This window comes from Synechococcus sp. CC9616 (genome assembly GCF_000515235.1).
GTDB lineage: Bacteria > Cyanobacteriota > Cyanobacteriia > PCC-6307 > Cyanobiaceae > Parasynechococcus.
Window position 1 is genome coordinate 335,248 of sequence record NZ_KI911558.1, and the last position, 25,662, is coordinate 360,909.

The window sequence follows — 25,662 nt, forward strand, 5'->3', positions numbered from 1 at the left end:
TGTGGTTTGAGTCCCGACGGGAATAACGGTGTTCGCGCTCACCTGCCGCGACTGCGGCGCTCCTGTAGAAATTCCCGGTCGTTACGGCTTCAAGCTCAAGAACACGGGAATTAGCACCACGTTGTGCTCCGCATGCCGCCAGGGCACCTTCTTGCAATCACGTGTGGATGGAATCTCTTCAGCCGATCAGCTCGGTGTTTCTGGGGAGCGACGGCGCTGGATCCCCCTGGCAGTGTTGGCCGTCACGTTGGTTTTGATCACAGGAGGACTTTGGCTTCGCAGGGACATGCTCGGGCCGTTGAACAGTCAGGAGGGTTTGCCGACAACGGCGTCACCCTCCAAGTAAATCGTTTGCGTTGGGAATGCAATCTCGACGCCACGCTGTGCAAAAGCCTTCAGGATGTTGAGGTTGATCTCCTGTTGAGCGTTGAGTGCAATGGTGTAATCGCGTGTGTCGATGTAATAGACGAGCTCGAAATTAAGGCTTGAATCAGCAAATTCGGTGAAATGACAGCGATTAAAATTTGTATGTTCAACAGCGTTGACAATGTTCTCAATAAGGGTTGGTATCTCTTGCATAAGGTCGACAGAGGTTTTGTAAGCGACGCCGATCTTATAAATCATTCTGCGCTGACTCATGTCTGCAAAATTGTAGATTGTTCCGCTGGTAAGAGCTGAATTATTCATGACAATGATTTCCCCCCGCAGGTTGCGAAGGCGGGTGGATCGTACGCCAATATGTTCGATCGAGGCCCAGACAGATCCGATGTTGATGAACTGACCAACGGTAAATGGTTTGTCCAGAAGGATCATCAAATAAGCGAATAATTCCTGGGCAGGTTCCTTGAGAGCCAGGCCGATGCCGATGCCGCCGGCACTCAGCAGGCCCCAGATGACGCCCATGCTGACGCCCATGCTCTGGAGCAAAGCAAGAAATCCAACAGCCCAGATGGCGGCCTGAATAAGAGGAGTCAATGCCTCCGCCAGGTGCATTAATTCTTCGTCGCCTGTTCTTCTTGCCAGGCCATGCACAAATCTGGAACTGACGCGAATGGAGAAGCGCACGAACACCAGGGTCAGCATCACCCTGAGAGCAATTTCGTAAACGTTCTGAATGTCTTTGTTAAGGCTGAGGTCCTCTTTAATTAAGTATAAAGTGAGTATAATGCCAAGAGGAATTATCGATTGCGATAATGTTTTCAGGACGAAATCATCGAAATCTGTTTTTGTTCTTTTTGTGATACGCGTTAACACCTTCTTGAAGATCAGTAAGGTGGCCAGGGTGATTCCTATTCCTATCAGCAGGTCGATCACAACCTTGGGCATCATCATCTAAATGCGGAATTTGTTAAGTATTCTGCTTCTAAATTGCCTTCATGGCAATGATTGATTGCGACTCAGCACGATTGCAAGGTTGTTGGCAGGCATGCTGATGCATGCGTTGAGTTCAAAGGCGTTTCGCTCGCTGGCGAGTTCCAGCAGCCATTCCAGGTCACGCACGCCCCAGCACGGATTGCGCTCCTTCAAGGATCGATCAAAAGTGGCATTGCTTTCACTGATGTGACCTCCGTCTCTTTTGAAGGGTCCATAAATGATGAGGGGGGCTCCCTGAGGCAAGAGACGTCCTGCCTGTTCAAGCAAGGCGCATGTGCAGTTGGCAGGGCTGATGTGGAGAAGATTGATGCAGACCAGAGCTGCCAGATCAGTGATGACTGGCGCCGGAAGCTCCCAGGGTTGTTTCTCTACATCGAGATCCAGGGCTGAAGGCATGCGACCGTCTAGGCCTGATGCGGCGATCCAGGCATCAATGCTGCGCCGATGCTCCGGTTCAAGATCGCTGGCCTGCCAGCAGATCCCTGGAAAGCGGCTTTGAAAGGCCACGGCGTGTTCGCCGCTGCCGCTTGCTATCTCCAGCACCGTTCCCGATTTCGGGAGCCAGTTGGCAAGAACGTCAGCAATCGGCTCTCGGTTGCGGGCTGTGGCTGGAAAGATAAGACGTTGGTCGTCGCTGATCATCGGATCAGTCTGGGCAGGGAGTGGCCGCTGTGCTGCTCGCCTGGATCAGCAGTTTGCGGTTGCCACCGCTTCAGCCGGCTGAACCTATTAGTGGAGTCTGAAAGTTGCCGTCGTGGTATGGACGCATACAGCTCAGTTTCGTCGACATGGCGTGAATGGAGATGTCGCTCACCTCTGCATGATTGACGAACACGGAAGCCCCGATTGCCGCCTGGTGATGGAGGCAAAACGATCTCTCGAGGATGTGCTTCGGGTGCTGGATGGCCTGCCCCATACCGATCACATTCGTCGCCAGTTGCTGTCGGTGTACAACCAGCTGGAGGGGATGCATGATCTCAAGCGTGCTGGCGGTGCCGGCGTGTCCTTCCGCTCTTCCGATTGGTGTTCGAAAACGACCGACGTCCCGGCTGGCTGAACTGGCTGTTTCTGGTGATGTTCCTCTGGTCGACCTGGCAGGTGGCCGGCTATTGGCTTCAGCGCCTCAACGGTTGACTCAGGCGATTCCCAGGCCCGTGAGTCGAACGGTTCCCCAGAGATCGAAGACACAGAAAATCAACCCGATCACAATCAGATCCCAGGCACGGTGACGAACAGCCCAGGGGGCAAGAAACAGTTCGGCGACGCCGTGCAGAGCAGTGCCCATCGCGATGTGTTCAAGAACCAACAGGCCATGAGCCAGCAGGAACAACCCGCTGGCCACGCACCGCATCAACACTTGCCACGACCCGCTCAAATTCTCCTGGGAGAGAAAGAACAGCACCTTAAGGGGGTTGGAGCCACAGCTCAAGGGCTTCACCGGCCATGATGTAACAAATTCGTTACAAAGCTCCCATGACCGTCGGCGAAGTGTTCCTTGAGTCCCTGAACAGCGGCGTTATCACGCCGAATGAAGTGGATTGGGTGGCGGCCCATCAGGACGGGTTTAGCCGTGCAGAGGTTGCAACGGCCTTACGCCTCGGACGTCTGATGGATGAAGGACAGGTCAACCTCGGGTGCCGGATCCCCACTCGGGCCATAGAGCATGCGCAGATCAGAGTTGATTGGATCGAACCACTCTGACCCTGGACATCAATCGTCCTACGGATAGTTGTTCGGCACGAAGAACTGCTCGTTGAAGGGTGGACGCTTGTATTCGCCCTGAGGCGGACGATCCGGCATTTCGATCGGCTCAGGTGTCATGTCTTCATAGGGCACTTTGCTCAGGACATGACTCAGGCAATTCAGACGAGCACGACGCTTGTCGTTGGCTTCCACGGTGAACCAGGGGGCTTCAGGAATGTGCGTCTTGGAGAACATCATGTCTTTCGCTTTGGAGTACTCAACCCAGCGATTGCGAGACTCGATATCCATGGGACTGAGTTTCCAGCGGCGTTCCTCGGATTCAATGCGATCTTTGAAGCGTTTTTCCTGTTCCTCGTCGTTGACTGAAAACCAGTACTTCAGGAGCAGGATTCCGTCCTGCGCGATCAACCGCTCGAACTGCGGACAGGTGACATAAAACTGCTCCACCTGTTCTGGGGTGGCGAAGCCCATGACCCGTTCAACACCAGCCCTGTTGTACCAGCTGCGATCAAAGACCACGATCTCCCCTGCGCTCGGAAAATGTTCCACGTAGCGCTGGAAATACCACTGAGTTTTTTGTTGATCGGATGGCGTGCCGAGTGCAACCACCCGGCAACCGCGGGGATTCATCGGTTCGGTGAGTCGTTTAATCGCGCCACCCTTTCCAGCGGCATCCCGTCCCTCAAACAGGATGATCATGCGGTAGCCGGTCGCCTTGATCCAGTACTGCATCTTGACCAGCTCTGATTGAAGCTTGGCCAGGTCTTTTTCGTATTTTTTCTTCTCGAGACGCTTATGGTCGCTGGAGAAGCCTTCTTGGAGCTCCACTAGCAGGTCTTGCGGGTGTTCGACGTCATTATCGCTGTGATCTAGAGCATCGAGCACTGCGTCCATATCGTGCTTGTGGTGCTTGCCCATCCAGGAAGGATTGAATTCCATTCCCTTCATGCCAGAGACCGGTTAAGAAGTCATTGATACTTAGTTTTTTTGAATATTCCCTGTGCCGACGTGTTGTGGGGTAGGCATAAAGCGGCACAAAAGCGGCCTGGAGCTGGTCCCGCGGCGTCGTCGGCCAGCTGGAATTTGAGAGTCCCGCCGTGGCGCTCGACCACGTGGTTGACGATGGCCAGTCCCAGGCCGCAGTGACCCTGTTCGCCGCGGGCTTCATCGAGTCGTTGAAACGGTTGCAGCGCGCGGTCCCACTGATCCGCTGGTATTCCTTCACCCTGATCCCAGACCTCGATCTGGAGATCGTTCTGTTCCTGTCGTAGACGCACCACGATGGGTGCGGTGCCGTAGGTGAAGGCGTTATTGATCAGGTTCGACACGGCTCTGCCAAGAGCGACCGGCCGAAAAGGGGCGTTGATGGGTTTCAGATCAAGCTCAAGTTGTTCGGGGGAGTAGCCGGCCACCACCTCTGCCAGCCATTGATCGAGTGGACAGGTCACCACCGCTTCATTTTCCCCACCGCCGGCATACAGCAGAAACTGGTCCGTAATCCTTTCCAGTGCATCAAGATCGCTGCTGCAACGCTCCTTCTCACTGGGATTGAGCGTCGGCATCGAGAGCCGAAACTGCAGCCTGGTGATCGGTGCTCTCAGGTCATGGGCGATGCCGGCAAGCATCGTGGCCCGTTCGCGGCGATTGGCGGCCAGGCGCAGAACCATGGCATTGAAGCGTGAGGTGATGCGCTGCACCTCCGGGGCTCCACGTGCGGGTACGGCCGGTGGGTCAGAGCCTTCACCCACGCGAGACAGGGCTCGTTCGAGGCCCCGAAGCGGCCGTTCGACTTCCACGAGCAAGTACACGACCCCGGTGATGACCACAGCACCGGCCAGCCCCACCATCAGCAATGTCGGTTCAGGTGGCCAAGCGCGCACCGTGGGAAGTTCAGCGCGCAGCCAGACCGGTTCCAGCGGGGAGATCAACTCAATCCAAACCTGATCGCTTGTCCCGGATCGGCGGGCTGGTACGACCAATGGGCAATGGGACAGACGTGCGCACAGTTCTCGTTGCAGGCCGGTGATTCGCGAATCCCCTTCCCCCCGCGTTCTCGGTAGACGAGGTGGCTGGATGATCACGGCCAGCTGAAGACCCGTGAGTTCATTGATCAGGATCGGCGGGTATCGCTCCAACGTCAGTTCGGTGAGGCGGATGCTCAACGCCAGCTCACGACCGAGTTGAACGGTCTGGAGGCGTTCGAGTTGACGGCCGAACAGCGCCTGCAGCAGCAGCAGAGACAGCATCCAGCTGCCCAGCAGTAATCCGCTCCAGAGGCTGAGTCTGAGGATCAGCCTCCACCAGGGGATGGCCCGGCTCATCTCAGCGGGACCGCAGCGTTGCGTCTGGTATGAAGAATTGGCCTTTCAATCACCCGCAAGAGCACTACTAATAAGTTGCCGCAACGATGCCCTGGTTCAGTACAAAAATCGAAAGTTAGTTGGAAAACCAAGTGATTGGATTTTTTCGGTCAACGAAACCTGGGTCAGAGCATGTAAAAAATTACACATCAGGACTGGTTAACATCTCTTTACAATTGGCGGAGTTAATCAGCTTCCATGGCTTCCGCTCCCGATCCGACGAAGGTTTTCAATGAAAAACTCAACGGCAGACTTGCAATGCTCGGGCTGACCATCGGGCTGGTTACCGAATGGATTACAGGCCAGGGAATCATCCAGCAGGTTTTTGGCATCTTCAACTAAATCGAACATCTGGACAATCCTTTGGTTCAATTTTTTTCGAGAGGGCTTCAATGTAGAACCCTCTCTACCGTCAGTGCGACGAATTATGGGCAATATGATTTGATTGATTGAAAACTTTCTTTGCTCAAGAGGTTTTCTTTTCGAAATATGGTCTGAGACGTTGAAAACGTTTTGGATTTGGAATATCGCACGATTAGAAATGTCAGGTTATGCTGGTTGGTGTCGAGTCTATATTTTGCAAAATATTATGTGCCCATTCTAGAAACAAAACGACGAAAATATTGTTTTGATTTTTAGCGCATATTCCAAAAATCTGAAAGGATGTTAAGTCTCGTCTGTCTTTTTAATGGCTGAATCGATCAATCCTTGTGTGTCCGTATTGAGAGAAGCCACGACGAAAAAAATAATGGAGACCACTCCTGTTAAGGCAATTGCTAAAGCGCTGAGGTTGCTCATCTCGAGATTGCCATATCTAAAGGCGAAATAAAACATTGACTGTACGATTTCCCAATAAAATTGCATTACAAATTTGATGCGGTTTAACGCATTTCAAGATAGAAGAGCATTGTTACGAGACCAAGATGCAAAATAATACAAAAAGAAATTGTTGCTACTCAGATCGTTTTTTGGTGGATTAATTGGATCTAGATATGATTTAAGGATGCTTAAAAAGTAATTTGTTGGATTATTAATTTTACCCAAAAAAGACACTGTAGATCTCTCTAATGAAGGCGTTGGTGTATAAAAACCAGGCGAATAATGCACCACCGCAACCTCCTAACCAAAAGCCATTAGTAAAGTCCCCCCAGCTTGATCGATTGAACAATTCAATGGGAGGTTGGGCAACGGTGGGGCTGGGAAGAGGGTTATAAAATTTTCCGCCGCCCTGACCGTAGAGAAAAAACAAGGCTGTAAGAATATGGATAGCACCAACGGAAGAGAATAAACCGATCAATGTTCCATATTCAGTTGATCGCATCGGTCCAAGGAGAGTAAAGGGCCCGTAAAGGATGTAGCCGAAGGAAGCCCCTAGTTGAACACCTCTCGTCAAGGGTGAAAGACCTTGTCGGTACACCGGCAACTGATTGATCAGAAACTTGATCAGAAAGCTGCTGTTGACTGGTGTTACGAGATCTCCGACGCACGGATCCTGAACTGGCCGGACAAGACTTTTGGAGATTTTTTGAAGCTCTGTCATTATTTCTGAAGACGGTGCTCATTGACCATTTTTGGCAACGGCGAATGGTTCAAGAGAACGATTGATCTATTTCCGTGTAACGGAAGCTTCTGCTTGAAGACCATTCATGCCTCAATTGCGAACATTGGCAAGCATTATTCGATCACAATAGACCTACTTAGATAGCAAATGATATGCGAAATTGACAATATAGTAAGCTGTCAATGTCTATATTTATCATCATAGGATGAGATCATGGATACAATAAAAATAAAAGATGATCTATCTCAGTGCAGTCATCGGGCTGAGCTCCATCCTTTGGATCGCTATTGGTATCGTTACTCATGCCAAATGGACTCAGAAAGTATTTATTCAGGAATCGCTGAAAATACAAAATCAGAATGCAATCATTAAAAAGTATGGATATAGTGCAATTTCTGCTTCAAGAAATCTTCAATTAAAAAAAGGTTTTGTATTTGGTTATTGGGACGAGGATAATCAAGCCAAGGATATAAATATTGCAGGCGCTAAAAGTCCGATTATTTTTGATTTGGTGAATGTCAGTCTTATTGCATTCACGTCCACCGCAATTCTGATTGTCTTAAGCAAAGGGACATTTGCCTCACTAGGTTTTTCGTATTGAATTCTCTTAATCAGCTCATTTATTCTTTACGTCTGTAGATATTTTGCTCGTGCAATTTCCTCGAATTAATTATAATTCTATATCGATATTAACATAAGTTTTAATTGATTAAATATATATGCAGAAATAAATGAGCCCAAGAACAAATATGCATACAGAAAAAGGTAAAGACAAGAATTATTCAGCATGGTTTCATTCAGGCGAACCACCTAATGGTTTTTGGTACAAATCTGGAAATGATATGACTAAGACTTAGTTGTCCTGCACCTGTAACTATGAGCGACAGATATGTAATTAGATATAAGCCCGATGTTTCAAAGTCATAGTTGTGCGCTTCTACGATTGCGAAAGGTGCACCTTGGAGACCGCTGTCGAGAAAATGAAAGACCAAAGCAAATAACATGGTCATAGATAGGCTTATTAATGCAGGCCTGAAAAAAATTCCAAGGGCAACCAATACCGATGCTATTAATTGAGTATATGCTGCAAAATATGTCCATAGTAGATGACTTAGTGGTAGATAGCTGAAATATTTATCTATTACAAATGTAGTGAATCCTTGGGGGTCAGATAGTTTTTCGAGGCCGTGATGGAACATCAATATTGACACCAAAAATCGAATCAGGATAATTACCCCAGATTCAAAAAGGCTAAATGCAAGTCTTGTTTGCATAATCATTTTGCGACACTATTACACTAAACAACGTCAGCCTTTGCTGATGATAGAAATAGTGATAATGCAATGTTGCAAATTTAACATTTTACAGGACAATGGTAATGATCTGTATCCATATATGTGCAAGCGGTAATGCATTAAGAAACATTGGGCCAAGTCATTTAGTACACCCTACGTTTGACATCTAAAAACAACTGCCGCTCAAGAATATAGTTGAGGATATTGAACTGTCGGTATGAATAGTACAGCGCAAAGTGGTAGGAAGAAGATCAATTAAATTTTCGGCGAATGCTGTTCTTAACCAATTTTCAAATTGCCTATTTGGTTGCTTTAATCTTTTCCATAAAGGAACTGATGATATGAGTACAATATCACTTGTTTTTCAAGAAAGGTGGTCAATAGCAGTAACGCCTTCAAATAAATTCTTGACTATATTTCAAAATATTCAATGCAAATGATACCGCCAAGTACATTTGCGACATCTTGATGTTATTGTATGAATCAAAACATTTAATGCAGTCAATGGCATTCTGTGGAGTATGTGACCACAATTGAATTGTGGTGGGAATTTTTAAAATGTTGATGCATCAAATCACGATGAAGCTCGATGACAAGAGTCAATCGTTTGAGTGTTCTGAAGACCAATATATTCTTGATGCTGCAGAGGAGAATGGTGTTGATCTTCCATATTCCTGTAGAGCAGGTGCGTGCTCTACGTGCGTAGGCAAAATTCTTGAAGGCACAGTAGATCAAAGTGACCAGAGTTTTCTTGACGACGACCAACTAGAAGCTGGCTTTGCTCTGTTGTGCGTGTGTTATCCAACCTCAGATTTGGTTGTCGAGAGTGACGTAGAAGATCAGCTTTACTGACTAACGACGAAGTAAAACATTTTCTACAGGGGAAGTGGTCAAATGTTTTTAGTTAGGTATTTTTTTCGATAAGGTAATTCATTTAAGGGTATGAAATTTACGATTGTTTATTCGACAGCTACTGGAAATACCGAAAATATTGCCGAACGATTGCAACAATTAATTCCAAGCTCGGAGTTAAAGGATCTTGACTACGTCGGGCAGACAAGCGATTTAACGGCAGCCGAAGCATTGGTCTGTTGCATACCAACCTGGAATACCGGTGCACCTGAAAAAAGATCAGGAACATCCTGGGATCAACATTTGGATAATATTCGAGGACTCGATTTTTCAAATACTGTTGTGGCCATTGTAGGTCTTGGTGACTCTGCTGCATTTAGCAAGTACTTTTGCGACGCAATGGAAGAGCTTTACACAGCATTCTTAAACACTGGGGCTACCATCATCGGCAAGGTGCCAGCCGAAGATTATATTTTTGACCACTCAAAAAGTAATATCGACGGATTGTTTTGCGGTCTTCCCATTGATGAAGACAATGAATCTGAAAAAACCGAAAGAAGGCTTTCACAATGGGTGGCCCAAATTACTTCTCAGGTTTAAGGATTTTCTATTAATTAGGGGAGCTCTGGATTTAACTTTATAGGTCAAACAGTCAATTCCAGGTCTGGCCATAATTCCTTCTTGAAGTCTAAGTTTGGCTTATTGATGGTTCTTGCAATTTTCCCTGGGCTTCATGCTCTGCGGCGATGTAATAACGGGGTCATTGTCATTTAATAACATCGTTAGGAGCTCATGAATATTGATTTCACCTATTCCTTAAAGGATGCCCCTTTGCTTCTTTTCGGAGAAATGTGTTGGTATTGGAAGGTAAGACCCTTGAAGGATGCTCGAACCTCTGAGTATTCACCTGAATGGGAAAGCCCTAAAACAGCTTGGCGTTCATCGTGCTACTGCAGCGTGTAAATCGCTATCCGATCAAATCATCAAGGGGTGGTGATCATTTCTTCCCTCATGATGCGTTTTGAGGTGGTCGATTATCCAACAAAAAGACTGGGCCAAGCTTGGAATTTGACTACCGAGTTACGATTAATAACCAGCGAAAGACACTGGTCTCAATCACAAATCTTTGGTCATCTTTTAGCTCATATCAGATGTTCACAAGATTTCAGCTCGAGCGAAATTCTTACCAGTCATGATCTTGAATCATTAAATCATCCATTATCTCTCCTTGGAGTATGGCGTCCAAGCCGAACCCACCAAATCTCTGAGGACGATGGTTGGATATCAGATTGTGATAGAGATCATATGATCAGTTTGATTATCGGTAAAAATCTTCTCTTCCGAGTGGAGTCTTACGAGTATTATTCCGCACATAGAAAAAAGCTGTTGCCGCAACCGCAGCTAGAGGTATGGCAGTTAATAAAAGAAGTGCAATCGCTGTATAGTCTTGATTCACAGAATTAAAAATTTTTTATAGTCTATGCTCGGTTTTTGTAGCTGCTTGTTTCTAATTTTACTTGCTGAGAGACGCAAATTTCCAATGGTTCGTGACAACTCTTTCGAGGAGTTGTTTCATACAAGCCATTGCTTCAAGAGGGCTCTGGGACGATTGAAATTGGATTTTAAAAAATCATAAGTAAGTATTTAAGCTCTTCCTAAAATGGGTGAATGAATGGTGTTTTCTAGGCTGTGTAGGAATTGCAACTGGTGAAAGATCCTTTCAAGACTTCTTCATACTTCGCCTATCCTCCTGCCCTTGCTGAAAGGCCTCTAAATCCTTTTTTGCCTCCCACCATTTCACCAAACGTTCGTTACTTTGATATTCTATCCAGTTTGCTTCAGACGCCACAACTTTGGCATGAAGCGCCCTTTCTGTTTTGGTTTCAAAGCGAATGATTCCTTGGTTTAAAGGTGCGTTAATAAAATAATCCCAATTTGGCTCGATCATTTTGTACCACGGTTCTAAGTCCTTTAATAAATTAGTCGCGTCCTCTTTTGAATCACAATCAGATTTGACGAGATTAGGTAAGCAGGAATATTGGAATCAGTTAAATATAATTCATGCAAAATGATTGCCGCGGTTGAGTAAAATTTTAAACTTGATTGTTCATTTTGTTGGTTCATGTTCACGCGTTTGCTCTAAAATTTTTCTTGATATTAGTGGACCTTCATCTTTCGTTGCATGCATGGATTTCCGGATTGTTGCTGTAATCGTCCCAGTGCTTTTAGCCCTCTCTTGGGCTGGTTACAATATTGGTCGAGCTGCGTTGGGTCAGTTACAGATTGCTCTGCTTGATTTCAAGAAAAATACCCAGAACAAATGAAAGTTTCCTTCAAATCTTTGTTTTTTTTATTCAGCTATATCCTTATTTGTGTGGGAATCCTGGTCCTTTCGACACGTCAATCAACACCACAGCCGACAGGCTTGTTGTTGGTCGCCATGGTGACGACCCCATTTATCGTATCAATATGCGGCGGACTTCCGGTCAATTGTCTTCAGAAACTTTAGTTGTTAAGGCTGCTTTTGAGTTTGCTCTTCCAGTCTGCGTTGATGTTTGAGGCTGGATCCTGGCAGGCTGGCGAATTGAGGTAGGCCTAACGTATTTCGTTGGCGATTTGTGTGTGTGGTACACGATGAGTATTGGCTTGATGCGTGAATGCAAGGTTGATATTGTTTCTGCCTCTGGCTGTAATCGTGTATCCATTTCGAGCTATGTCTATGTTATGAGCTTCGATGTTTGCGTGGTTTTATGCCGTTGTGTTTCTTTGGCGCTTGACATGTCTAATGTTTCAGAATATCGATCTCCAAGATTTGTTCCTGACGATATAATTGCCCCAAAAATAGAGTGTAAGAGCCAATGTCAGTACAAAGCCCATCCCTGTTCCCCATTCCAGGGTTTGTTCGACCCCTAAGAAATCGATGCAATGGAAAAAAGCGCCGCACATAAAAAATGCAAAGCCCAAGCCCCTAAATCCCCTGGGCAAGTTATTGATTGATTCAAGCATTGTCTGGTTTGGGGAAGGTTAGTCGAATGACAGCCAGCCATGCCATTGTTATGACTGTGAGTGCTGGCATGACGGCAACAAAGAAGCTTGTCAGGTCATCGCTATTCATGAGTATCTGAAACAAGGCGCTCGCGATTAAAAATAAAAAGCAAGTGGACGCGAATGCTTTTGATCGTATTAGCCTTTGCATCGATCTGGCTGCTGAAATTTGTGCTTCAAGCATTTGATACATTTATCCACTCATCACTATGGCACTCGTGCGTTGATATGATGTTTAATTGATTTATTGCGCGACGTAAAATGATTCATTCGCTTATCTCATAATGGCAAGTCTGCTGATTTAAATTTGAATACTTTTGCGCAGGCTAAACGCCGACCTCACCGAATACAATTCACCACGTTGGGTCAATAGGCTGTTTCCTGGTATATCCAAAGGAAAACCATGGCTGTCATCCTCTTGCTTGTCTGCTGAAGAGTCCATGCCAACCCGTGCGTACGTCTGAGGGCAGAGTCTTCCTCAAATCCTGGTTTCGGTTTCATTGGGTCTGTTCTGGGCTCGTCGCCAATGAGCAGACCTGTCGCAGAATTATTTTCTCGAGCGAGGTTCGCCGTCTGGCACGAAAACGTAGCCATAGCCCCAAACGGTCTGGACATAGCGCGGACGGGTTGGATCCGGTTCCACAAGTTTGCGTACCCGGGACACCTGTACGTCCATGCTGCGGCTGTCGGTGTCGCAGCCCGGGCCACGGGCCAGTTCGATCAGTCGGTCTCGGGAGAGGGGACGGTGCGGGTGCTGCACGAACGAGGCGAGCAGACTGAATTCCCCACTGGTGATCACAACCGGAACCCCATCCTTGAACAGGGTGCGCGCTGAAAGATCGAGCACGTTGTCTCCGAAGCGCACCTGACCGCCCTCCGCCACAGGGGTGCCCGCGGGCATGGTGCTGCGACGCCGCAAGACAGCCTCGATTCGGGCCGTGAGTTCACGTGGCAGAAAGGGTTTGCCCAGGTAGTCGTCGGCGCCTTGTTCAAGGCCGATGATGCGATCAACGGCCTCCCCTCGAGCCGTCAGCATCACAACCGGAAGATCATCGCCGGCATCCCTGAGTCGACGCAGGGCCGTCAGTCCGTCGTCACCCGGCATCATCAGATCGAGGACGAGCAGATCAGGGCGTTGAATTTCCAGTCGAGCCTCGAGTTGCTTGACATCACAGAGGCAACGCACGTCATAACCCTGGTCAAGCAGGTAAGTCCCGACCATCTTTCGGAGTTCCGGGTCATCGTCGACCACCCAGACCATTGACTCTCGGGTCATGCTGACGAGCCAGAAAGGTTGTCTGTCGATCGTATGCAGAGCCTGCTGCTCTGTCGCGACGTGGATGGACCCTGTCACAGCTGCAGGCTGCCGGTCATGTTTCAGTCATCGTCAGCTCCGGGTCCCGTCCATAGGCTGTTGCCATGACTGTCCTGAAGAGATCTGGGGTGCGATTGCTGCCCCTCATCCTTGTTTTGTCTGGCTCAGCCCTGGCTGGCCCGAGCGGACAGGTCATGCGTGTTTACAACAACCGGATGGAGGAGATGTTCATCCGTCTCGATGTCAATCGAGACGGTCGTCTGGATGCTGGTGAACTGGACGGCCATCGCGCGCTCAAGCGCCGGTTGAAGCGTCAAAAGAACCGCAGCTATCTCGTGATTGATGATTTCGGGCCCACGCCGGATGCTCCAAGCGGCCGCCGTTTGAAACGTCGCTTCCGCAAGGCCGATCAAAACAACGACCAGAGACTGAGCCGCCGTGAGGCCAGCTCGATTCCCTGGCTGGAACGTCAGTTCAATGGGTTTGATCGAAATGGTGATGGCAGCATCACACTTCAGGAACTCTGGGACAGCCAGCGCTCTCTGGCTCCTCCTCAGCGTCGCCCCTGAGTTGGCTTGCCGGTCAGCATTCGGATTAATCGCAGCAACCGCCAGAGTCCACCAAGGATCAGGACGGTGGCCAAGATCACGAGTGCTGCGATCAAGACGACGGCGGCAAGTCCGAGGAACGCTTCGAGCAATTGCTGCACGCCGCGGATGAGATCGGCAACGGCCTCGCTCACCAGTAAGACAACGTCAACCTGCTCGGGAAGTTGCTGGATCCCGATGATGATGCCGCTGCCTCCGGCCAGCATCAGCAGCACCGCCGACAGCTGGCGGAACACAACACCAGCTGGAACCCTTCGACGTCTCTGGAAGACACGTCGCGAGCGTGGGTCTCGATGATTTGGAGGTCTCATCGAGGTCATGGCACAAACTGGTGGCCAGCGCCCCGCATCCAGCGTTCGAACTCGATCAGTACCAGCTCATTCGGGCAGTCGATCAGGGTGAGCTGGCCGACGGTGCAGTCGCCGTAGCCGCTGTGATGCAGCGTCAGGTGATACCCGGAACCGCTGAGTCCGCAAACTTCGGGATCACTGCGAACGACAACATCCAGCGAAGCTCCCATCCTGGCCACCCGTCGTCGTAGTTCGGACCAGCTGGCCACCATGAAGCCGAAACCTGCGCGTGACCAGAGTCATCATTCTGGTCGTCACGCCTGCAGAGTCAACGTTCCGCTTCGCTGCTGTCCGCTGCGTCGGTTCTGGTCTCATTTGTTTCTGCTGCTGTTTCTGGCAACGGTTGCGGAATCTCGTTGTTCGGCAAGGGGATCACCATGGCAACCAGGGCGCTGACGGCCAGGGCAAGACCGCCGAGCACAGGGGCTCCAAAGCGGCGCTGGATCGGGATCCGCTCCACCAGTTCGTGGCGGGCCAGCGGCTGATCGACAGGAAGCTGCCAGGACAGGTGGACCCGTTGATCGAGCCTGAGGCGATCCAGAACACGCACAAGGTCGCTGAGTTCAGCGTCATCAAGAAGCAGTTTCAGCGGCTCGACCCCGTCGCGGCTGCTGCGCAGCTCAAGTTGATGACGGCTTCCCTCGGGAGAGACGACTACAAAGCCCTGATCGTTTTCAAAGCGACGGCCGACCCCGGACAGCTGATGACGGGCGTAGGGCATGACGACCGCCATCAGGGCCTCGAGATGTTCACGAGTGCCTTCCAACTCCGGGGCTGCCACAAGCTGGAGCTGCCATCCGGACAGGATGCCGATGCTGTCGTTGCCCTGATCGGCGGACAGGTCGGGATAGCCCTCCACAACCAAGCGGGCTGCCGTTTGTTCGTATCGGTAGGTGTTCTTCTGCATGGTCTTGAAATCAGGGTGTTGGATCCAGCAGGGTTGCGCGCAGGCGATCAATGCCTCCAGGACCAGCAACAAGGGCCAGGGTGTTCACCAACTGCCTCTGCAGACCTTCGCTCTGAAGTGGATCCAGCAATCGAACCACGGCGCCTCGTCGTGGATTCATCCGTTCTTCAATCAAATCCCGCAATCGTTCATCGAGCAGGCCCCAACGTTGTTGTGTGAGCTGTTCCGGCTCCCGTGCTGAGAGCAGCTGATGCAGCATCGGGTAAAGCCTTTCGGCCATCGCACACACCAGGCAGATCAGTGATTCGGCGTCGATGGGATCCATCGGTTCCCGGCGGGTTGAGCGTCTCAAAGGGTTGTGACACCGCCGCTTCCACAATTCAACGCGGTTCGGGAATCGCTCCTGCAACCCCATCTGTTGGCTGGTCCAGAGCATGGCCTCTCCGCCATTGAGATCAAGGGCTTCGATGGTGAGCAGCAGCAGGTCGAGGCGCTCAACCCCCCTGCGGCTGAGCCGGGAGCCGCTTTGCGATGGAGCTTCAGTCATGGCTGCGATGATGCCAGGGGTCATGCCTCTGCGTCATCAAGCTTTGGACCTTGAGTCTTTTATCCGAGCGATTCCTGATTTTCCCAAGCCCGGAATTCTGTTTCGTGACATATCCCCCCTGCTGAAGTCCCCAGAAGCGTTTGCTGAGGCTTTGCGTCAGCTTGGTGCCATCTGTACCGAGCTGCAGCCCGATCTGATTGTGGGAATTGAGGCGCGAGGCTTTCTTGTTGGTGCAGCTCTTGCCCAGGCCCAAGGTCTGGGATTCGTGCCTGTGCGCAAACCCGGCAAACTTCCCGGCGACGTGATCGGAATCGATTACGCCCTGGAGTACGGCACGGATCGCCTGGAAATCCAGAGTGATGCCCTGACAGACAATCCCTCTGTTCTGATCGTTGACGATCTGCTGGCCACCGGTGGCACGGCAGCAGCGACTGGCGAACTCGTGAAGCGTGCCGGGGGACGCCTGGCCGGATTTTCCTTCCTGATCGAATTGACTGGCCTGCAGGGGCGCCAGGCTCTTCCCGGGGATGTGCCCTGTCAGGCCCTTTTTGGTTATTCCTGAGCGTTTTGCCAGTCGAAAACCTGCTGCAGTTGTTCGAGGCTCAGCAGTCCAAAACTCCAGAGCACGATCGGCAGCGGGGCCTGTTCGAGTTCAGCCTGTCGCAGGCCCAGATTCAGGGCATTCGTGCTCAAGCCAAGGCGTCGCTGCAAAAAACGCTGCAGAGCTTCGGAAGGCATGGGCTGGGGATGACTACAAACAACCATCGATCCCAGATCTGATCAAGATCAGTCTGGCAAGGGACTGAGGATCCGCAGTGGTCCATTGGTCATTGCACGAAGGCTGAGGCGCCTGGACAGGGGCAGCTTGTGCAGCAGCATCAAGGCCATGCTGCGAACTGGCAACAGAATCGGCTGACGGTTTGAGAACAGCCGCACAAGCAGATCTGTGGCCAGGCTGACGAAGGCAACATCCAGCAAGCGCTTTCTTGCGTAACGACGAGCCTTTCTTCGGGCCGAATGGGGTTGTTGAGCCAGCGCCGCAAGCGTTTCGACATCCCGCCAGCAGAGGTTGAGCCCCTGTCCACCGACGGGGTGGCATCGGTGAGCTGCTTCACCAACCAGCACTCCTCGCCCTGAGGACAGCCTGCGGGCCAGCATCAACTGTTGCGGGAAGGCAGCGGGTTGATCAAGCAGAAGGTCGGGCTCGATGCCTTCCGGCAATACCCCTGCGAGCTGATCCAGGAAAGCAGATTTCGCCAGGGCGGCCCGGTCCAGACAGCGATCCATAGGTGCGCTCCAAACCACTTGGAAACAGCCGTCGGCAAGGGGCAGGACTGCCAGTGGGCCCTCCGGACGAAACAGCTCATAAGCCTTGCCTGAGTCGATGCCTCGAAGCACGACTTTCGCTGTCAAGCAGCCCTGCTTGTAGCGATGCGACCAGGTCTTGATTCCCCAGGCCTGCCGTGCCGGGGAGCCGGGACCATCAGCAGCGATAACCAGTGAGTCGTTGTGAGGCTGAGGAGGAGTCGTGCCCAGATGCAGATGAATACCCTCTGAAGCCCTCAATCGCTCCAGCAAGGCCTCCATGAGATGGCGGTGGTCCAGGATCCAGCCGATGGCACCGTGGGATTGCGATGAAGGATCGAGATCCTGCAACGAAAACAAAACCGAACGATCAACAGCTGCGTCGCTGAGATCAAGTTCCTGAAATGGAACAAGGGTTGGCAGCAATTCAGTCCAGAGACTGAGTTTTTCGAGCAGACGTCGGCTGGAATGGGTCAGTGCGTAAGCCCTGCTTCGGGCTTTCAGCTCATCAACGCTCTTGGGATCGACAAGATCAACGGAATGTCCCAGCTGAGCCAGTGACAGCGCCGTGAGAGCGCCGCTGGGTCCAGCTCCGAGTATGTGGATCGCTGAGGAAAGGTTGGAGGCCATCCACGGAGTGTGGCGAACCTCCAGCCTTGGCTGCGATTTCAGCCCAGACCCAGCAGCCCGTGAGTGAAGGCTTCACCACCCATCGCAAGCTCGGTGGCAAGCAGAGCGATGAATCCGAGCATGGCCATGCGGCCGTTGAGCTTTTCTGCGCGTTCGTGGAATCCCCAACCCTGCTCAACTTCAACGACTTCCATGCGGGGTTCCGCAGCGAAGGCGTTCAAACGTCCGCCGTCTTCGGTGGTGACGGTGGCACCGCGGATAACGGGGGACGAAGTGGATTGAGCCATGACGTGAAAACGCTTGATTACAACGAAGTGTAAACCAGGATTAAGAAATATGTTCAAACCCGCCTGCGTCAGGTCAGCGCCGAGCCAGGCGCAGTTGACAGAGTTCCTCAAAGGCTGGACGCAGTAGGTAGGGATAGTCGCCGACCCAAATCTTCAGGCCCGGGAGCCAGGCATCGCTGATGGCTCCAATTTTGGAGAAATCTTTGCGCTCGCTCAGAACCAGGCAGCGGATCACGCTGCCGGCTCTGATGACCTGATGTCGTTTTTCCATGGGGAAGGACAGACGGCCCAGATAGCCGTCCTCATCCACCAAATCCAGCAACATCCAGGTGCGACGTTTTTCCACAAGCTCCAGTTCGCCGCGTTGATTGGCTTGTTCGCGGCTTCCCTCGACACGCTCACGTGTGCTCACCTCAGCGACTTCCCCCTCAAACAGCGCTGCGGACGGGTAGCGGCGCAGTCCGGAGTTGCGTTGACCGGCCTGCAGGATCGGTCCCCATAGCAGATACAGCAGAAACACCACACCCACGACGAGCCAGAACGGGCCCCAGCGGCTGGTCATCTGGCTCTGACTGATCAGCAGGGTGAGCACCCCGCCGATCGTTGAAATCATCACGCGCTGAAGAATGTCCCGGGGGGAGCCCAGGCACACGCGGAACTGATTGCCCGTAGCCACAGCGGGAATCAGCCGTTGCAGTTCTCCAGGTCGAAGGGGAATTAGCACCGCAACAACCTCAGATCAGTCGCTCAAGGCCATAAACCAGTGCCGCAAGGGAACGCACCCTTCGAACGGTGAGCAGGACCCCAGGCATGTAGGCGGAGCGATCGATGGTGTCGTGTCGGAGGGTATAGCTCTCACCTGGCGCCCCAAACATCACTTCCTGGTGCGCCACCAATCCAGGCAGTCGGATGGAGTGGAGACGCAATCCACTTTCCCTCAGTCCGCCACGGCTGCCCTGCAGGGATTCATGTTCATCAACCTCAGGGGGATTGAAGCTTTTGCCAAGCTCCTCCATCAATTCAGCCGTCTTAATGCAGGTGCCGCTGGGGGCATCCGCCTTGCGGTTGTGATGCAGTTCCGTCAATTCGGCGTGGTCATAAAAACGCGCTGCTGCCGCAGCAGCCTGCTGGAGCAACACCATTCCAACGGAGAAATTGGGAATGACAGCCCCACCGATTGAAGCCTTCGCGGAAAAGTCCCGAAGGTCGTTGATCTGGGCGGGAGTCAGGCCGGTGGTTCCGATCACTGGATGAACCCCGTAAGCGATGGCAGCCCGGGTGTGGTCATAGACCACTGATGGATGGGTGAAATCCACCAGAACCGCCCCGCCATCGTTGTCCCTCACGGACTGGCTGACGGCGCAGAGACAGCCTTCAAAATCGGAGGTGACGGCGATCTCAAGCTCACCCAAGCCCAGCTCCAAGCCCACATCGGCTCCCTCTTTGCCTGGGGTGTTATCGATCGCGCCCACCAGGGTGCAGTCGTCGGCACCGATCACAGCCCTTATCACTTCGGCACCCATACGGCCAAGCGCACCAGCCACGACAACAGGAACGGAGGAGCTCATCGAAGTGCCGCGAACGCCCCAAAGCCTATGGGGCTGTTCGTGTAACGCCCACGTGTCATTCGGCGCTGCGATCCTGGCCTGACCGTATGGTTCTTTACATTGCTCAAGTCGCGCCGATGTTCACACAGGTCCGCTCCGCCGATCGCCGAGTCGCTCCTGTTGATGGTCAGAACCATCGTTCCGTGATGAAAGCGGTGTATGTGGTTCTTGAGCCGCAGTACCAGAACGCGTTGACCCAGGCTGCGACAGCGTTGAACGCCGCCAATGCCGAACTAGGAATCGAGCTGAGCGGATATCTGATTGAAGAACTCAGGGACGAAAGTAACTATGCCGATTTCTGCGCGGATGTAGCTCAGGCTGATGTCTTCATTGCCTCGTTGATCTTCATCGAGGATCTGGCTCAGAAAGTTGTGGATGCCGTTGCGCCGCATCGCGATCGGCTCAAGGCCGCCGTGGTTTTCCCCTCCATGCCGGAGGTGATGCGCCTCAACAAGCTCGGCAGTTTTTCAATGGCCCAGCTGGGCCAGAGCAAGAGCGCGATCGCCGGCTTCATGAAGAAGCGGAAGGAAGCCGGAGGCGCTGGCTTCCAGGACGCCATGCTCAAACTTCTGAACACGCTGCCGACGGTTCTCAAGTACCTGCCCGTGGAGAAGGCGCAGGATGCCCGCAGCTTCATGCTCAGTTTTCAGTATTGGCTTGGGGGAACGCCGGATAACCTGCGCAACTTCCTGCTGATGCTGGCGGACAAATACGTCTTCCCAGCGGCCGAAGGTTCGGAACGTCCAGCGCTGGATGTCGCCGATCCGGAAGTCTTCCCAGATCTCGGCATCTGGCATCCACTGGCTCCGTCGATGTTCGAGGACCTCAAGGAGTACCTGAACTGGACAGCCAGCCGTCACGACCTGAGTGAAAAGGCCCTCAGCGGCCCGGTGATTGGCCTGGTGCTCCAGCGCAGTCACATTGTCACCGGCGATGACGCCCATTACGTGGCAATGATTCAGGAGCTGGAGTTCCGCGGTGCACGCGTGATTCCCGTTTTCTGCGGTGGTCTGGATTTCTCCAAACCGGTGAATGCCTTTTTCTATGACCCCATCAATCCAGAACAACCGCTGGTGGATGGAATCGTTTCCCTAACAGGATTCGCTTTGGTGGGTGGTCCAGCCCGCCAGGACCATCCCAAGGCGATTGAGTCCCTCAAGAAACTCAACCGTCCTTACATGGTTGCCCTGCCACTGGTGTTTCAAACCACCAAGGAGTGGGAGGACAGCGACCTCGGTTTGCATCCGGTTCAGGTTGCCCTGCAGATCGCCATTCCCGAGTTGGATGGAGCGATCGAGCCAATCGTTCTCTCCGGCCGCGACGATGCCACCGGTAAGGCTCACACCTTGCAGGATCGGGTGGACGCAATCGCTGAACGTGCCATCCGCTGGTCGTCGCTGCGAATCAAGCCCCGTGCAGACAAGAAGCTGGCGATCACGGTGTTCAGCTTCCCGCCTGACAAGGGCAATGTCGGCACGGCCGCCTACCTCGATGTCTTCGGATCCATCCATCGGGTGATGGAGGAGATGAAGGCAAAGGGCTACGACATCAAGGATCTGCCCCGGACGCCCAAGGCTCTGATGGATGCGGTGATCAATGATCCGGAAGCGATTCAGGGTGCTCCTGAACTGTCAATCGCCCATCGCATGAGCGTTGAGGAGTACGAGCGTCTGACGCCCTATTCCGAGCGTCTCGAAGAGAACTGGGGCAAGCCTCCGGGCAACCTCAACAGCGATGGACAGAATCTTCTGGTTTTTGGCCGTCACTTCGGCAACCTGTTCGTCGGCGTTCAACCCACCTTCGGCTACGAGGGTGATCCGATGCGTCTGCTCTATTCCCGCAGCGCCAGTCCTCACCATGGTTTTGCGGCCTACTACACCTACCTGGAGAAGATCTGGGGTGCGGATGCAGTTCTCCATTTCGGAACCCATGGTTCGTTGGAATTCATGCCTGGAAAGCAGATGGGCATGAGCGAGACCTGTTATCCGGACAGCCTGATCGGTGCTCTTCCGAACCTCTATTACTACGCGGCGAATAACCCTTCTGAAGCCACCATTGCCAAACGTCGTGGCTACGCCTCCACCATCAGCTACCTCACACCCCCTGCAGAAAATGCTGGTCTTTACAAGGGGCTGAAGGAACTGGGTGAACTGGTTGGTTCATACCAGCAACTACGCGAAGGCGGCAGGGGCGTTCAGATCGTCAACTCGATTGTGGAAACCGCGCGTCAGTGCAATCTCGATAAAGACGTCAACCTGCCGGATCAGGATGCAGCAGGCATGGATCTGGACGGTCGTGATGCCCTGGTTGGCGCGGTGTACCGCCAGCTGATGGAGATCGAAAGTCGTCTGCTTCCCTGCGGCCTGCACACCATTGGCAAGCCTCCCACGGCTGAAGAAGCCGTCGCCACTCTTGTGAGCATCGCTGCTCTTGAGCGTGAGGAGGATGGACTGCGCTCCCTGCCGGGACTGTTGGCGGAAGCGATGGGTCGCACCATTGAAGACGTCTACAGCGGCAACGACTCAGGTGTCCTTGCCGATGTGGAGCTCAATCGCACCATCACTGAGACATCCCGCGCTGCCATCGGGGCCATGGTGCGCTCCCTGACCGGACGCGACGGCAGAGTCACTCTGCGCAACAGTTTCGGCTGGCTTTACGACCTGCTGAGTCGATTCGGTCTGCAGTTGCCCTCCCCCTGGTTGCGCGCCTGCTGTTCTGCCGGCTTCACCCAGATCGATTCCACCGAGCTCGACAAACTCTTCGCTTATTTGCGCTTCTGTCTTGAGCAGATCTGCGCCGATATGGAGATGGAGAGCTTGTTGAAAGCTCTTGATGGTGAATATGTCCTGCCGGGTCCTGGCGGTGATCCGATCCGAAACCCCGGTGTTCTTCCAAGTGGCAAGAACATCCACGCACTCGACCCCCAAGCCATTCCGACCCGCGCTGCAGTGGCCGCAGCCAAGGGCGTCGTGGACAAACTGATCGAGCGCCAGCGTGAGGAACAGGGCACCTGGCCCGAAACCATCGCCTGCGTTCTCTGGGGAACCGACAACATCAAAACCTACGGGGAATCCCTGGCTCAGATCCTCTGGTTTGTTGGTGTGAAACCCATGCCGGATTCCGTTGGCCGAGTCAACAAACTTGAGCTGATCCCCCTTGAGGAGCTTGGTCGACCCCGGATTGATGTGGTGGTGAATTGCTCCGGTGTTTTCCGGGATCTGTTCATCAATCAGATGGCACTGATCGATCAGGCTGTGAAGATGGCTGCTGAGGCTGATGAGCCCCTCGAGCAGAACTTCGTGCGCAGGCATGCCCTCGAACAGGCTGAAAAAGAGGGCACCAACCTTCGGGATGCCGCCTGTCGCGTTTTCTCTAATGCCAGCGGAAGCTACAGCTCCAATGTCAATCTGGCGGTTGAAAACTCCAGCTGGGAGGAGGAAGACGAACTTCAGGAGATGTATCTCTCCCGGAAAACCTTCGCGTTCAATGCCGACAATCCCGGTGAGATGAACCAGAAGCGTGAGGTGTTCGAAAGTGTGATGAAAACCGCTGATGTGACATTCCAGAATCTCGACTCTGCCGAGATTTCACTCACAGATGTGAGCCATTACTTCGACTCCGATCCCACCAAGCTGATCAAGGGGTTGCGGGATGACGGCAAGGAGCCCACCAGCTTCATTGCCGATACCACCACGGCCAACGCTCAGGTCCGTTCCCTGAGTGAGACGATCCGTCTCGACTCCCGCACAAAGCTGCTGAATCCAAAGTGGTACGAGGGAATGCTTGATTCCGGCTACGAGGGTGTGAGAGAGGTCGCTAAACGCCTCAACTTCACCCTGGGCTGGAGTGCCACCAGCGGTGCTGTCGACAATTTCGTTTACGAAGAGGCCAACGAGACGTTCATCAACGACCCTGAGATGCGAAAGCGTCTGCTGGAGCTCAACCCCCACAGCTTCCGTCGGATCGTTGGCACCCTTCTTGAGGTGAATGGTCGCGGCTACTGGGAAACTTCAGACGACAACATTCAGCAACTGCAGGAGCTCTATCAGGAGGTGGAAGACCGCATTGAGGGCGTCACCACAAGCTGAATACTCAGCGCAACGATCGGTTAAGGCTCCGAACCACCACTGAACCGGCCCTCCAGGGCCGGCTGTGAGATGCTGCGATTCTTAAAATGCACCCCGGCCCAGCGCTGGTAGTCATCCAGGCTCCGCTCGGCTCCGAGCCAGTACAGGTTGAGATCGTCCACGTCGTCCATCGTGGGACTGAGTCGATCCAGTGGTGCTTGAACGAGGCTGTCCAATAAGGCGTGCACCCTCACCAACGAGCGACGATTCAACAGGAACCAGTCCTTGTGGTCTGACCAGTGCTGCACGGAAAGATCACCTTCGCCGTTGCTTGTTTTGTAGAGGTGGAACAGCAGCAAACGGTGAGGGCAGTAGATGTTGAAACCGTGGGTCCAGAGCCTTACGGATAAGGAGATCTCCTCGCCGTAGAAATAGAGTTTTGGGTCGTAGGGCACCAGGTTGACAAGCCCTCCAGGCCCGAACAGAAATCCACCCGCCACAAAGGCATTGGGCACAGGCGCTTTGGGTTGCTGCTCGGGCAGGCGATAACGGCTGATGCCCTGGAATTTGAGGATCCCGTAGTCATCGAAATGATGGGCGGCCATCACCGGAAGCCTGTCGCACTGCAGTTCGCATGGGGGCTCAAAACCGTTTGGGTAAACACTCAACACGGCCATGGGGTCCTGGCATTCCGCCCAGGTTTGGATCAACAGCTCATCCCAGTCGCGAACAGCGCGCATATGACTATCGATCTGGAGCACAAAGGTCTCATTCGCGAAGAACTGCTGTGCTTGGTGACGAGCCCAGCAGGCGCCTTGGCTGTCCCTGGCCGCATAGCGGATCACTGAGAGCTGGGGATGGTCGGGGAAGGCCGCCGCATCCCAATCGGCTGGATCGTTCTCGGCTAACTGCAGACAGATGCCTATGTGCAAGCGAGCGGGATCTGTCGCCATCGCCAGCAAGTTGTGCAGCGTCGCCGGCAGGTCTGGATCGCGATAGGCCGCGATCTGGATGAAGATCGTTGGCCTCACCACAGGGCAGCGGCCATGGAAAGGGTTTGTCGGATCGGTCCGACATCGTGAACCCGCAGCACGGCTGCTCCGGCCTGGGCGCAACGACAGGCCACTGCAGCAGTCCCCCAGATCCTGGCGCGTGGTCTGGGTTCATCGAGAACAGCACCGATGAAGCGCTTCCTGGATGGACCGATCAGTAGTGGGAATCCGTCCTGGGTGAGCTGCTCGAGACCTTTCAACAAGGCAAGGTTCTGCTCATGGGTCTTGGCGAAGCCCAGGCCGGGATCCCAGATGATGGCAGTGGTTGGAATCCCCGCTGCCAAAGCCTCCTCTGTGCGTTCCAGCAGGCCACGACGCACCTGCTGCACTACATCGTCGTAGTCGGTCAGCTGGTCCATGGTGCGGCTGTTGCCACGGCTGTGCATGAGCACGACAGGGCATGCGGCGGAGGCCACCAGATGGAGCATGGCGGAGTCACGACGTCCTCCACTGACGTCGTTCACCCAGTCGGCGCCGGCGGCAAGAGCGGCTTCCGCGACAGGGGCGAGGAAGGTGTCGACGGAGATCAAAGCTTCGGGAAACCGACTCCGGATCTCACGAAGGGGAGGCAGCAGTCGCTTCAGCTCCTCCTCAGCTCCCACCTCCTCAGCGCCGGGTTTTGTGCTCTGGGCTCCGAGATCGAGAACATCAGCGCCTTGCTGAAGTTGGAAGGCGGCTTCAGCAACGGCGCGATCCCGCTGCAGGAAGCGCCCACCATCGCTGAAGGAATCCGGCGTGATGTTGATCACACCCATCACAGCGGTGCGCTGGCGCCAGCCTGTCGGCCAGCGCATGA

Annotated in this window: 32 protein-coding genes; 12 read left to right on the forward strand and 20 right to left on the reverse strand. The window is 53.0% G+C overall.

Annotated elements, in window-relative coordinates:
- The first annotated feature begins 28 nt into the window (after positions 1-28).
- On the forward strand, positions 29-346 hold the full coding sequence (locus SYN9616_RS0101990) for a Tat pathway signal protein (protein WP_156918627.1): 318 nt from the start codon (positions 29-31) through the stop codon (positions 344-346).
- On the opposite strand, the gene SYN9616_RS0101995 is transcribed toward SYN9616_RS0101990, so the two are convergent.
- Positions 307-1,326 (reverse strand): mechanosensitive ion channel domain-containing protein, encoded by a 1,020-nt coding sequence (locus SYN9616_RS0101995; protein ID WP_037991179.1) that lies wholly within the window; start codon positions 1,324-1,326, stop codon positions 307-309. The two genes, SYN9616_RS0101990 and SYN9616_RS0101995, sit on opposite strands and share 40 nt — an antisense overlap.
- Before the next feature lie 48 nt (positions 1,327-1,374).
- Positions 1,375-2,016 carry a DUF938 domain-containing protein gene (locus SYN9616_RS0102000; RefSeq protein WP_028951639.1) on the reverse strand — a complete coding sequence of 214 codons (642 nt, stop codon included), beginning with the start codon at positions 2,014-2,016 and terminating at the stop codon, positions 1,375-1,377.
- Between the two features lie 178 nt (positions 2,017-2,194).
- Between SYN9616_RS0102000 and SYN9616_RS16260 the strand changes: the two genes are divergently transcribed.
- Complete coding sequence (locus SYN9616_RS16260; protein ID WP_071991400.1) at positions 2,195-2,431, forward strand: hypothetical protein; 237 nt, start codon at positions 2,195-2,197, stop codon at positions 2,429-2,431.
- Between the two features lie 78 nt (positions 2,432-2,509).
- Here SYN9616_RS16260 and SYN9616_RS0102010 read toward each other — a convergent pair whose 3' ends face one another.
- On the reverse strand, positions 2,510-2,725 hold the full coding sequence (locus tag SYN9616_RS0102010; protein WP_037991181.1) for a hypothetical protein: 216 nt from the start codon (positions 2,723-2,725) through the stop codon (positions 2,510-2,512).
- Between the two features lie 122 nt (positions 2,726-2,847).
- On the opposite strand from SYN9616_RS0102010, the gene SYN9616_RS0102015 reads away from it, so the two are divergent.
- The gene (locus tag SYN9616_RS0102015) at positions 2,848-3,075 is read left to right on the forward strand and encodes a hypothetical protein (protein WP_028951642.1); all 228 of its coding nucleotides are present in this window, start codon (positions 2,848-2,850) and stop codon (positions 3,073-3,075) included.
- Between the two features lie 18 nt (positions 3,076-3,093).
- Here SYN9616_RS0102015 and ppk2 read toward each other — a convergent pair whose 3' ends face one another.
- Together ppk2 and SYN9616_RS0102025 are read right to left on the reverse strand one after the other, a co-directional pair.
- Positions 3,094-4,017, reverse strand: a complete 924-nt coding sequence (ppk2, locus tag SYN9616_RS0102020) for a polyphosphate kinase 2 (protein ID WP_051410913.1) — start codon at positions 4,015-4,017, stop codon at positions 3,094-3,096.
- A 29-nt stretch (positions 4,018-4,046) separates the two neighbouring features.
- Entirely contained in the window at positions 4,047-5,399 is a 1,353-nt protein-coding gene (locus tag SYN9616_RS0102025; protein ID WP_051410914.1) for an ATP-binding protein, read from the reverse strand.
- 237 nt (positions 5,400-5,636) lie between these two features.
- Here SYN9616_RS0102025 and SYN9616_RS16985 point away from each other — a divergent pair, with 237 nt between their 5' ends.
- The gene (locus SYN9616_RS16985) at positions 5,637-5,780 is read left to right on the forward strand and encodes a high light inducible protein (protein ID WP_156918628.1); all 144 of its coding nucleotides are present in this window, start codon (positions 5,637-5,639) and stop codon (positions 5,778-5,780) included.
- Positions 5,781-6,474: 694 nt separating this feature from the next.
- Here the strand turns inward: SYN9616_RS16985 and SYN9616_RS16265 are convergent.
- The gene (locus SYN9616_RS16265; RefSeq protein WP_071991401.1) at positions 6,475-6,978 is read right to left on the reverse strand and encodes a photosystem I reaction center subunit XI; all 504 of its coding nucleotides are present in this window, start codon (positions 6,976-6,978) and stop codon (positions 6,475-6,477) included.
- Between the two features lie 256 nt (positions 6,979-7,234).
- Here SYN9616_RS16265 and SYN9616_RS0102045 point away from each other — a divergent pair, with 256 nt between their 5' ends.
- Positions 7,235-7,600, forward strand: coding sequence for a hypothetical protein (locus SYN9616_RS0102045; protein WP_028951646.1), 366 nt, complete (start codon positions 7,235-7,237; stop codon positions 7,598-7,600).
- A gap of 196 nt (positions 7,601-7,796) precedes the next feature.
- Here SYN9616_RS0102045 and SYN9616_RS18170 read toward each other — a convergent pair whose 3' ends face one another.
- Positions 7,797-8,279 (reverse strand): DoxX family protein, encoded by a 483-nt coding sequence (locus SYN9616_RS18170; RefSeq protein ID WP_071991402.1) that lies wholly within the window; start codon positions 8,277-8,279, stop codon positions 7,797-7,799.
- Between the two features lie 573 nt (positions 8,280-8,852).
- Here SYN9616_RS18170 and SYN9616_RS0102050 point away from each other — a divergent pair.
- The 3 genes from SYN9616_RS0102050 to SYN9616_RS16990 all read left to right on the forward strand — a co-directional run bounded on the left by SYN9616_RS0102050 (position 8,853) and on the right by SYN9616_RS16990 (position 10,610).
- A complete protein-coding gene (locus SYN9616_RS0102050) occupies positions 8,853-9,146 on the forward strand; it encodes a 2Fe-2S iron-sulfur cluster-binding protein (RefSeq protein WP_037990592.1) in 294 nt (97 codons plus the stop codon).
- Positions 9,147-9,236: 90 nt separating this feature from the next.
- Complete coding sequence (gene fldA / locus SYN9616_RS0102055; protein ID WP_028951648.1) at positions 9,237-9,746, forward strand: flavodoxin FldA; 510 nt, start codon at positions 9,237-9,239, stop codon at positions 9,744-9,746.
- Between the two features lie 393 nt (positions 9,747-10,139).
- Positions 10,140-10,610 (forward strand): hypothetical protein, encoded by a 471-nt coding sequence (locus SYN9616_RS16990; RefSeq protein ID WP_198015119.1) that lies wholly within the window; start codon positions 10,140-10,142, stop codon positions 10,608-10,610.
- Positions 10,611-10,866: 256 nt separating this feature from the next.
- Here the strand turns inward: SYN9616_RS16990 and SYN9616_RS0102065 are convergent, their stop codons facing one another.
- On the reverse strand, positions 10,867-11,094 hold the full coding sequence (locus SYN9616_RS0102065; RefSeq protein ID WP_028951649.1) for a hypothetical protein: 228 nt from the start codon (positions 11,092-11,094) through the stop codon (positions 10,867-10,869).
- Between the two features lie 238 nt (positions 11,095-11,332).
- Between SYN9616_RS0102065 and SYN9616_RS0102070 the strand changes: the two genes are divergently transcribed.
- Positions 11,333-11,470 (forward strand): photosystem II protein Y, encoded by a 138-nt coding sequence (locus SYN9616_RS0102070; RefSeq protein ID WP_028951650.1) that lies wholly within the window; start codon positions 11,333-11,335, stop codon positions 11,468-11,470.
- Between the two features lie 1,268 nt (positions 11,471-12,738).
- On the opposite strand, the gene SYN9616_RS0102085 is transcribed toward SYN9616_RS0102070, so the two are convergent.
- Complete coding sequence (locus SYN9616_RS0102085) at positions 12,739-13,467, reverse strand: response regulator (RefSeq protein WP_028951653.1); 729 nt, start codon at positions 13,465-13,467, stop codon at positions 12,739-12,741.
- 143 nt (positions 13,468-13,610) lie between these two features.
- Between SYN9616_RS0102085 and SYN9616_RS0102090 the strand changes: the two genes are divergently transcribed.
- A complete protein-coding gene (locus SYN9616_RS0102090; protein WP_028951654.1) occupies positions 13,611-14,075 on the forward strand; it encodes a hypothetical protein in 465 nt (154 codons plus the stop codon).
- Here the strand turns inward: SYN9616_RS0102090 and SYN9616_RS0102095 are convergent.
- The 4 genes from SYN9616_RS0102095 to SYN9616_RS0102110 are packed head-to-tail and all read right to left on the reverse strand — an operon-like array spanning position 14,060 to position 15,918.
- Entirely contained in the window at positions 14,060-14,425 is a 366-nt protein-coding gene (locus SYN9616_RS0102095; RefSeq protein ID WP_232199898.1) for a hypothetical protein, read from the reverse strand. The genes SYN9616_RS0102090 and SYN9616_RS0102095 overlap by 16 nt on opposite strands.
- 5 nt (positions 14,426-14,430) lie before the next feature.
- Complete coding sequence (locus SYN9616_RS0102100; RefSeq protein ID WP_028951656.1) at positions 14,431-14,676, reverse strand: hypothetical protein; 246 nt, start codon at positions 14,674-14,676, stop codon at positions 14,431-14,433.
- 56 nt (positions 14,677-14,732) lie between these two features.
- The gene (locus SYN9616_RS0102105; RefSeq protein WP_028951657.1) at positions 14,733-15,371 is read right to left on the reverse strand and encodes a DUF4335 domain-containing protein; all 639 of its coding nucleotides are present in this window, start codon (positions 15,369-15,371) and stop codon (positions 14,733-14,735) included.
- A gap of 10 nt (positions 15,372-15,381) precedes the next feature.
- On the reverse strand, positions 15,382-15,918 hold the full coding sequence (locus tag SYN9616_RS0102110) for a DUF3038 domain-containing protein (RefSeq protein WP_028951658.1): 537 nt from the start codon (positions 15,916-15,918) through the stop codon (positions 15,382-15,384).
- 22 nt (positions 15,919-15,940) lie between these two features.
- On the opposite strand from SYN9616_RS0102110, the gene SYN9616_RS0102115 reads away from it, so the two are divergent.
- Complete coding sequence (locus SYN9616_RS0102115; protein ID WP_232199899.1) at positions 15,941-16,480, forward strand: adenine phosphoribosyltransferase; 540 nt, start codon at positions 15,941-15,943, stop codon at positions 16,478-16,480.
- On the opposite strand, the gene SYN9616_RS0102120 is transcribed toward SYN9616_RS0102115, so the two are convergent.
- The 5 genes from SYN9616_RS0102120 to dapB all read right to left on the reverse strand — a co-directional run bounded on the left by SYN9616_RS0102120 (position 16,471) and on the right by dapB (position 19,708).
- Positions 16,471-16,683 carry a DUF2949 domain-containing protein gene (locus tag SYN9616_RS0102120; protein ID WP_028951660.1) on the reverse strand — a complete coding sequence of 71 codons (213 nt, stop codon included), beginning with the start codon at positions 16,681-16,683 and terminating at the stop codon, positions 16,471-16,473. The genes SYN9616_RS0102115 and SYN9616_RS0102120 overlap by 10 nt on opposite strands.
- Before the next feature lie 21 nt (positions 16,684-16,704).
- Positions 16,705-17,853, reverse strand: coding sequence for an FAD-dependent monooxygenase (locus SYN9616_RS0102125; protein WP_028951661.1), 1,149 nt, complete (start codon positions 17,851-17,853; stop codon positions 16,705-16,707).
- A gap of 38 nt (positions 17,854-17,891) precedes the next feature.
- Complete coding sequence (locus SYN9616_RS17815; RefSeq protein WP_028951662.1) at positions 17,892-18,140, reverse strand: high light inducible protein; 249 nt, start codon at positions 18,138-18,140, stop codon at positions 17,892-17,894.
- A 73-nt stretch (positions 18,141-18,213) separates the two neighbouring features.
- A complete protein-coding gene (locus SYN9616_RS0102135) occupies positions 18,214-18,864 on the reverse strand; it encodes a hypothetical protein (RefSeq protein ID WP_028951663.1) in 651 nt (216 codons plus the stop codon).
- A 10-nt stretch (positions 18,865-18,874) separates the two neighbouring features.
- The gene (gene dapB, locus SYN9616_RS0102140; RefSeq protein WP_028951664.1) at positions 18,875-19,708 is read right to left on the reverse strand and encodes a 4-hydroxy-tetrahydrodipicolinate reductase; all 834 of its coding nucleotides are present in this window, start codon (positions 19,706-19,708) and stop codon (positions 18,875-18,877) included.
- A gap of 116 nt (positions 19,709-19,824) precedes the next feature.
- Here dapB and SYN9616_RS0102145 point away from each other — a divergent pair, with 116 nt between their 5' ends.
- Positions 19,825-23,835 carry a magnesium chelatase subunit H gene (locus SYN9616_RS0102145; protein WP_028951665.1) on the forward strand — a complete coding sequence of 1,337 codons (4,011 nt, stop codon included), beginning with the start codon at positions 19,825-19,827 and terminating at the stop codon, positions 23,833-23,835.
- Positions 23,836-23,855: 20 nt separating this feature from the next.
- On the opposite strand, the gene SYN9616_RS0102150 is transcribed toward SYN9616_RS0102145, so the two are convergent.
- Positions 23,856-24,845, reverse strand: a complete 990-nt coding sequence (locus SYN9616_RS0102150) for a GlcNAc-transferase family protein (protein ID WP_028951666.1) — start codon at positions 24,843-24,845, stop codon at positions 23,856-23,858.
- On the reverse strand, positions 24,842-25,660 hold the full coding sequence (folP, locus tag SYN9616_RS0102155; protein WP_028951667.1) for a dihydropteroate synthase: 819 nt from the start codon (positions 25,658-25,660) through the stop codon (positions 24,842-24,844). The genes SYN9616_RS0102150 and folP overlap by 4 nt, the downstream gene beginning before the upstream one ends.
- Positions 25,661-25,662: the final 2 nt, after the last annotated feature.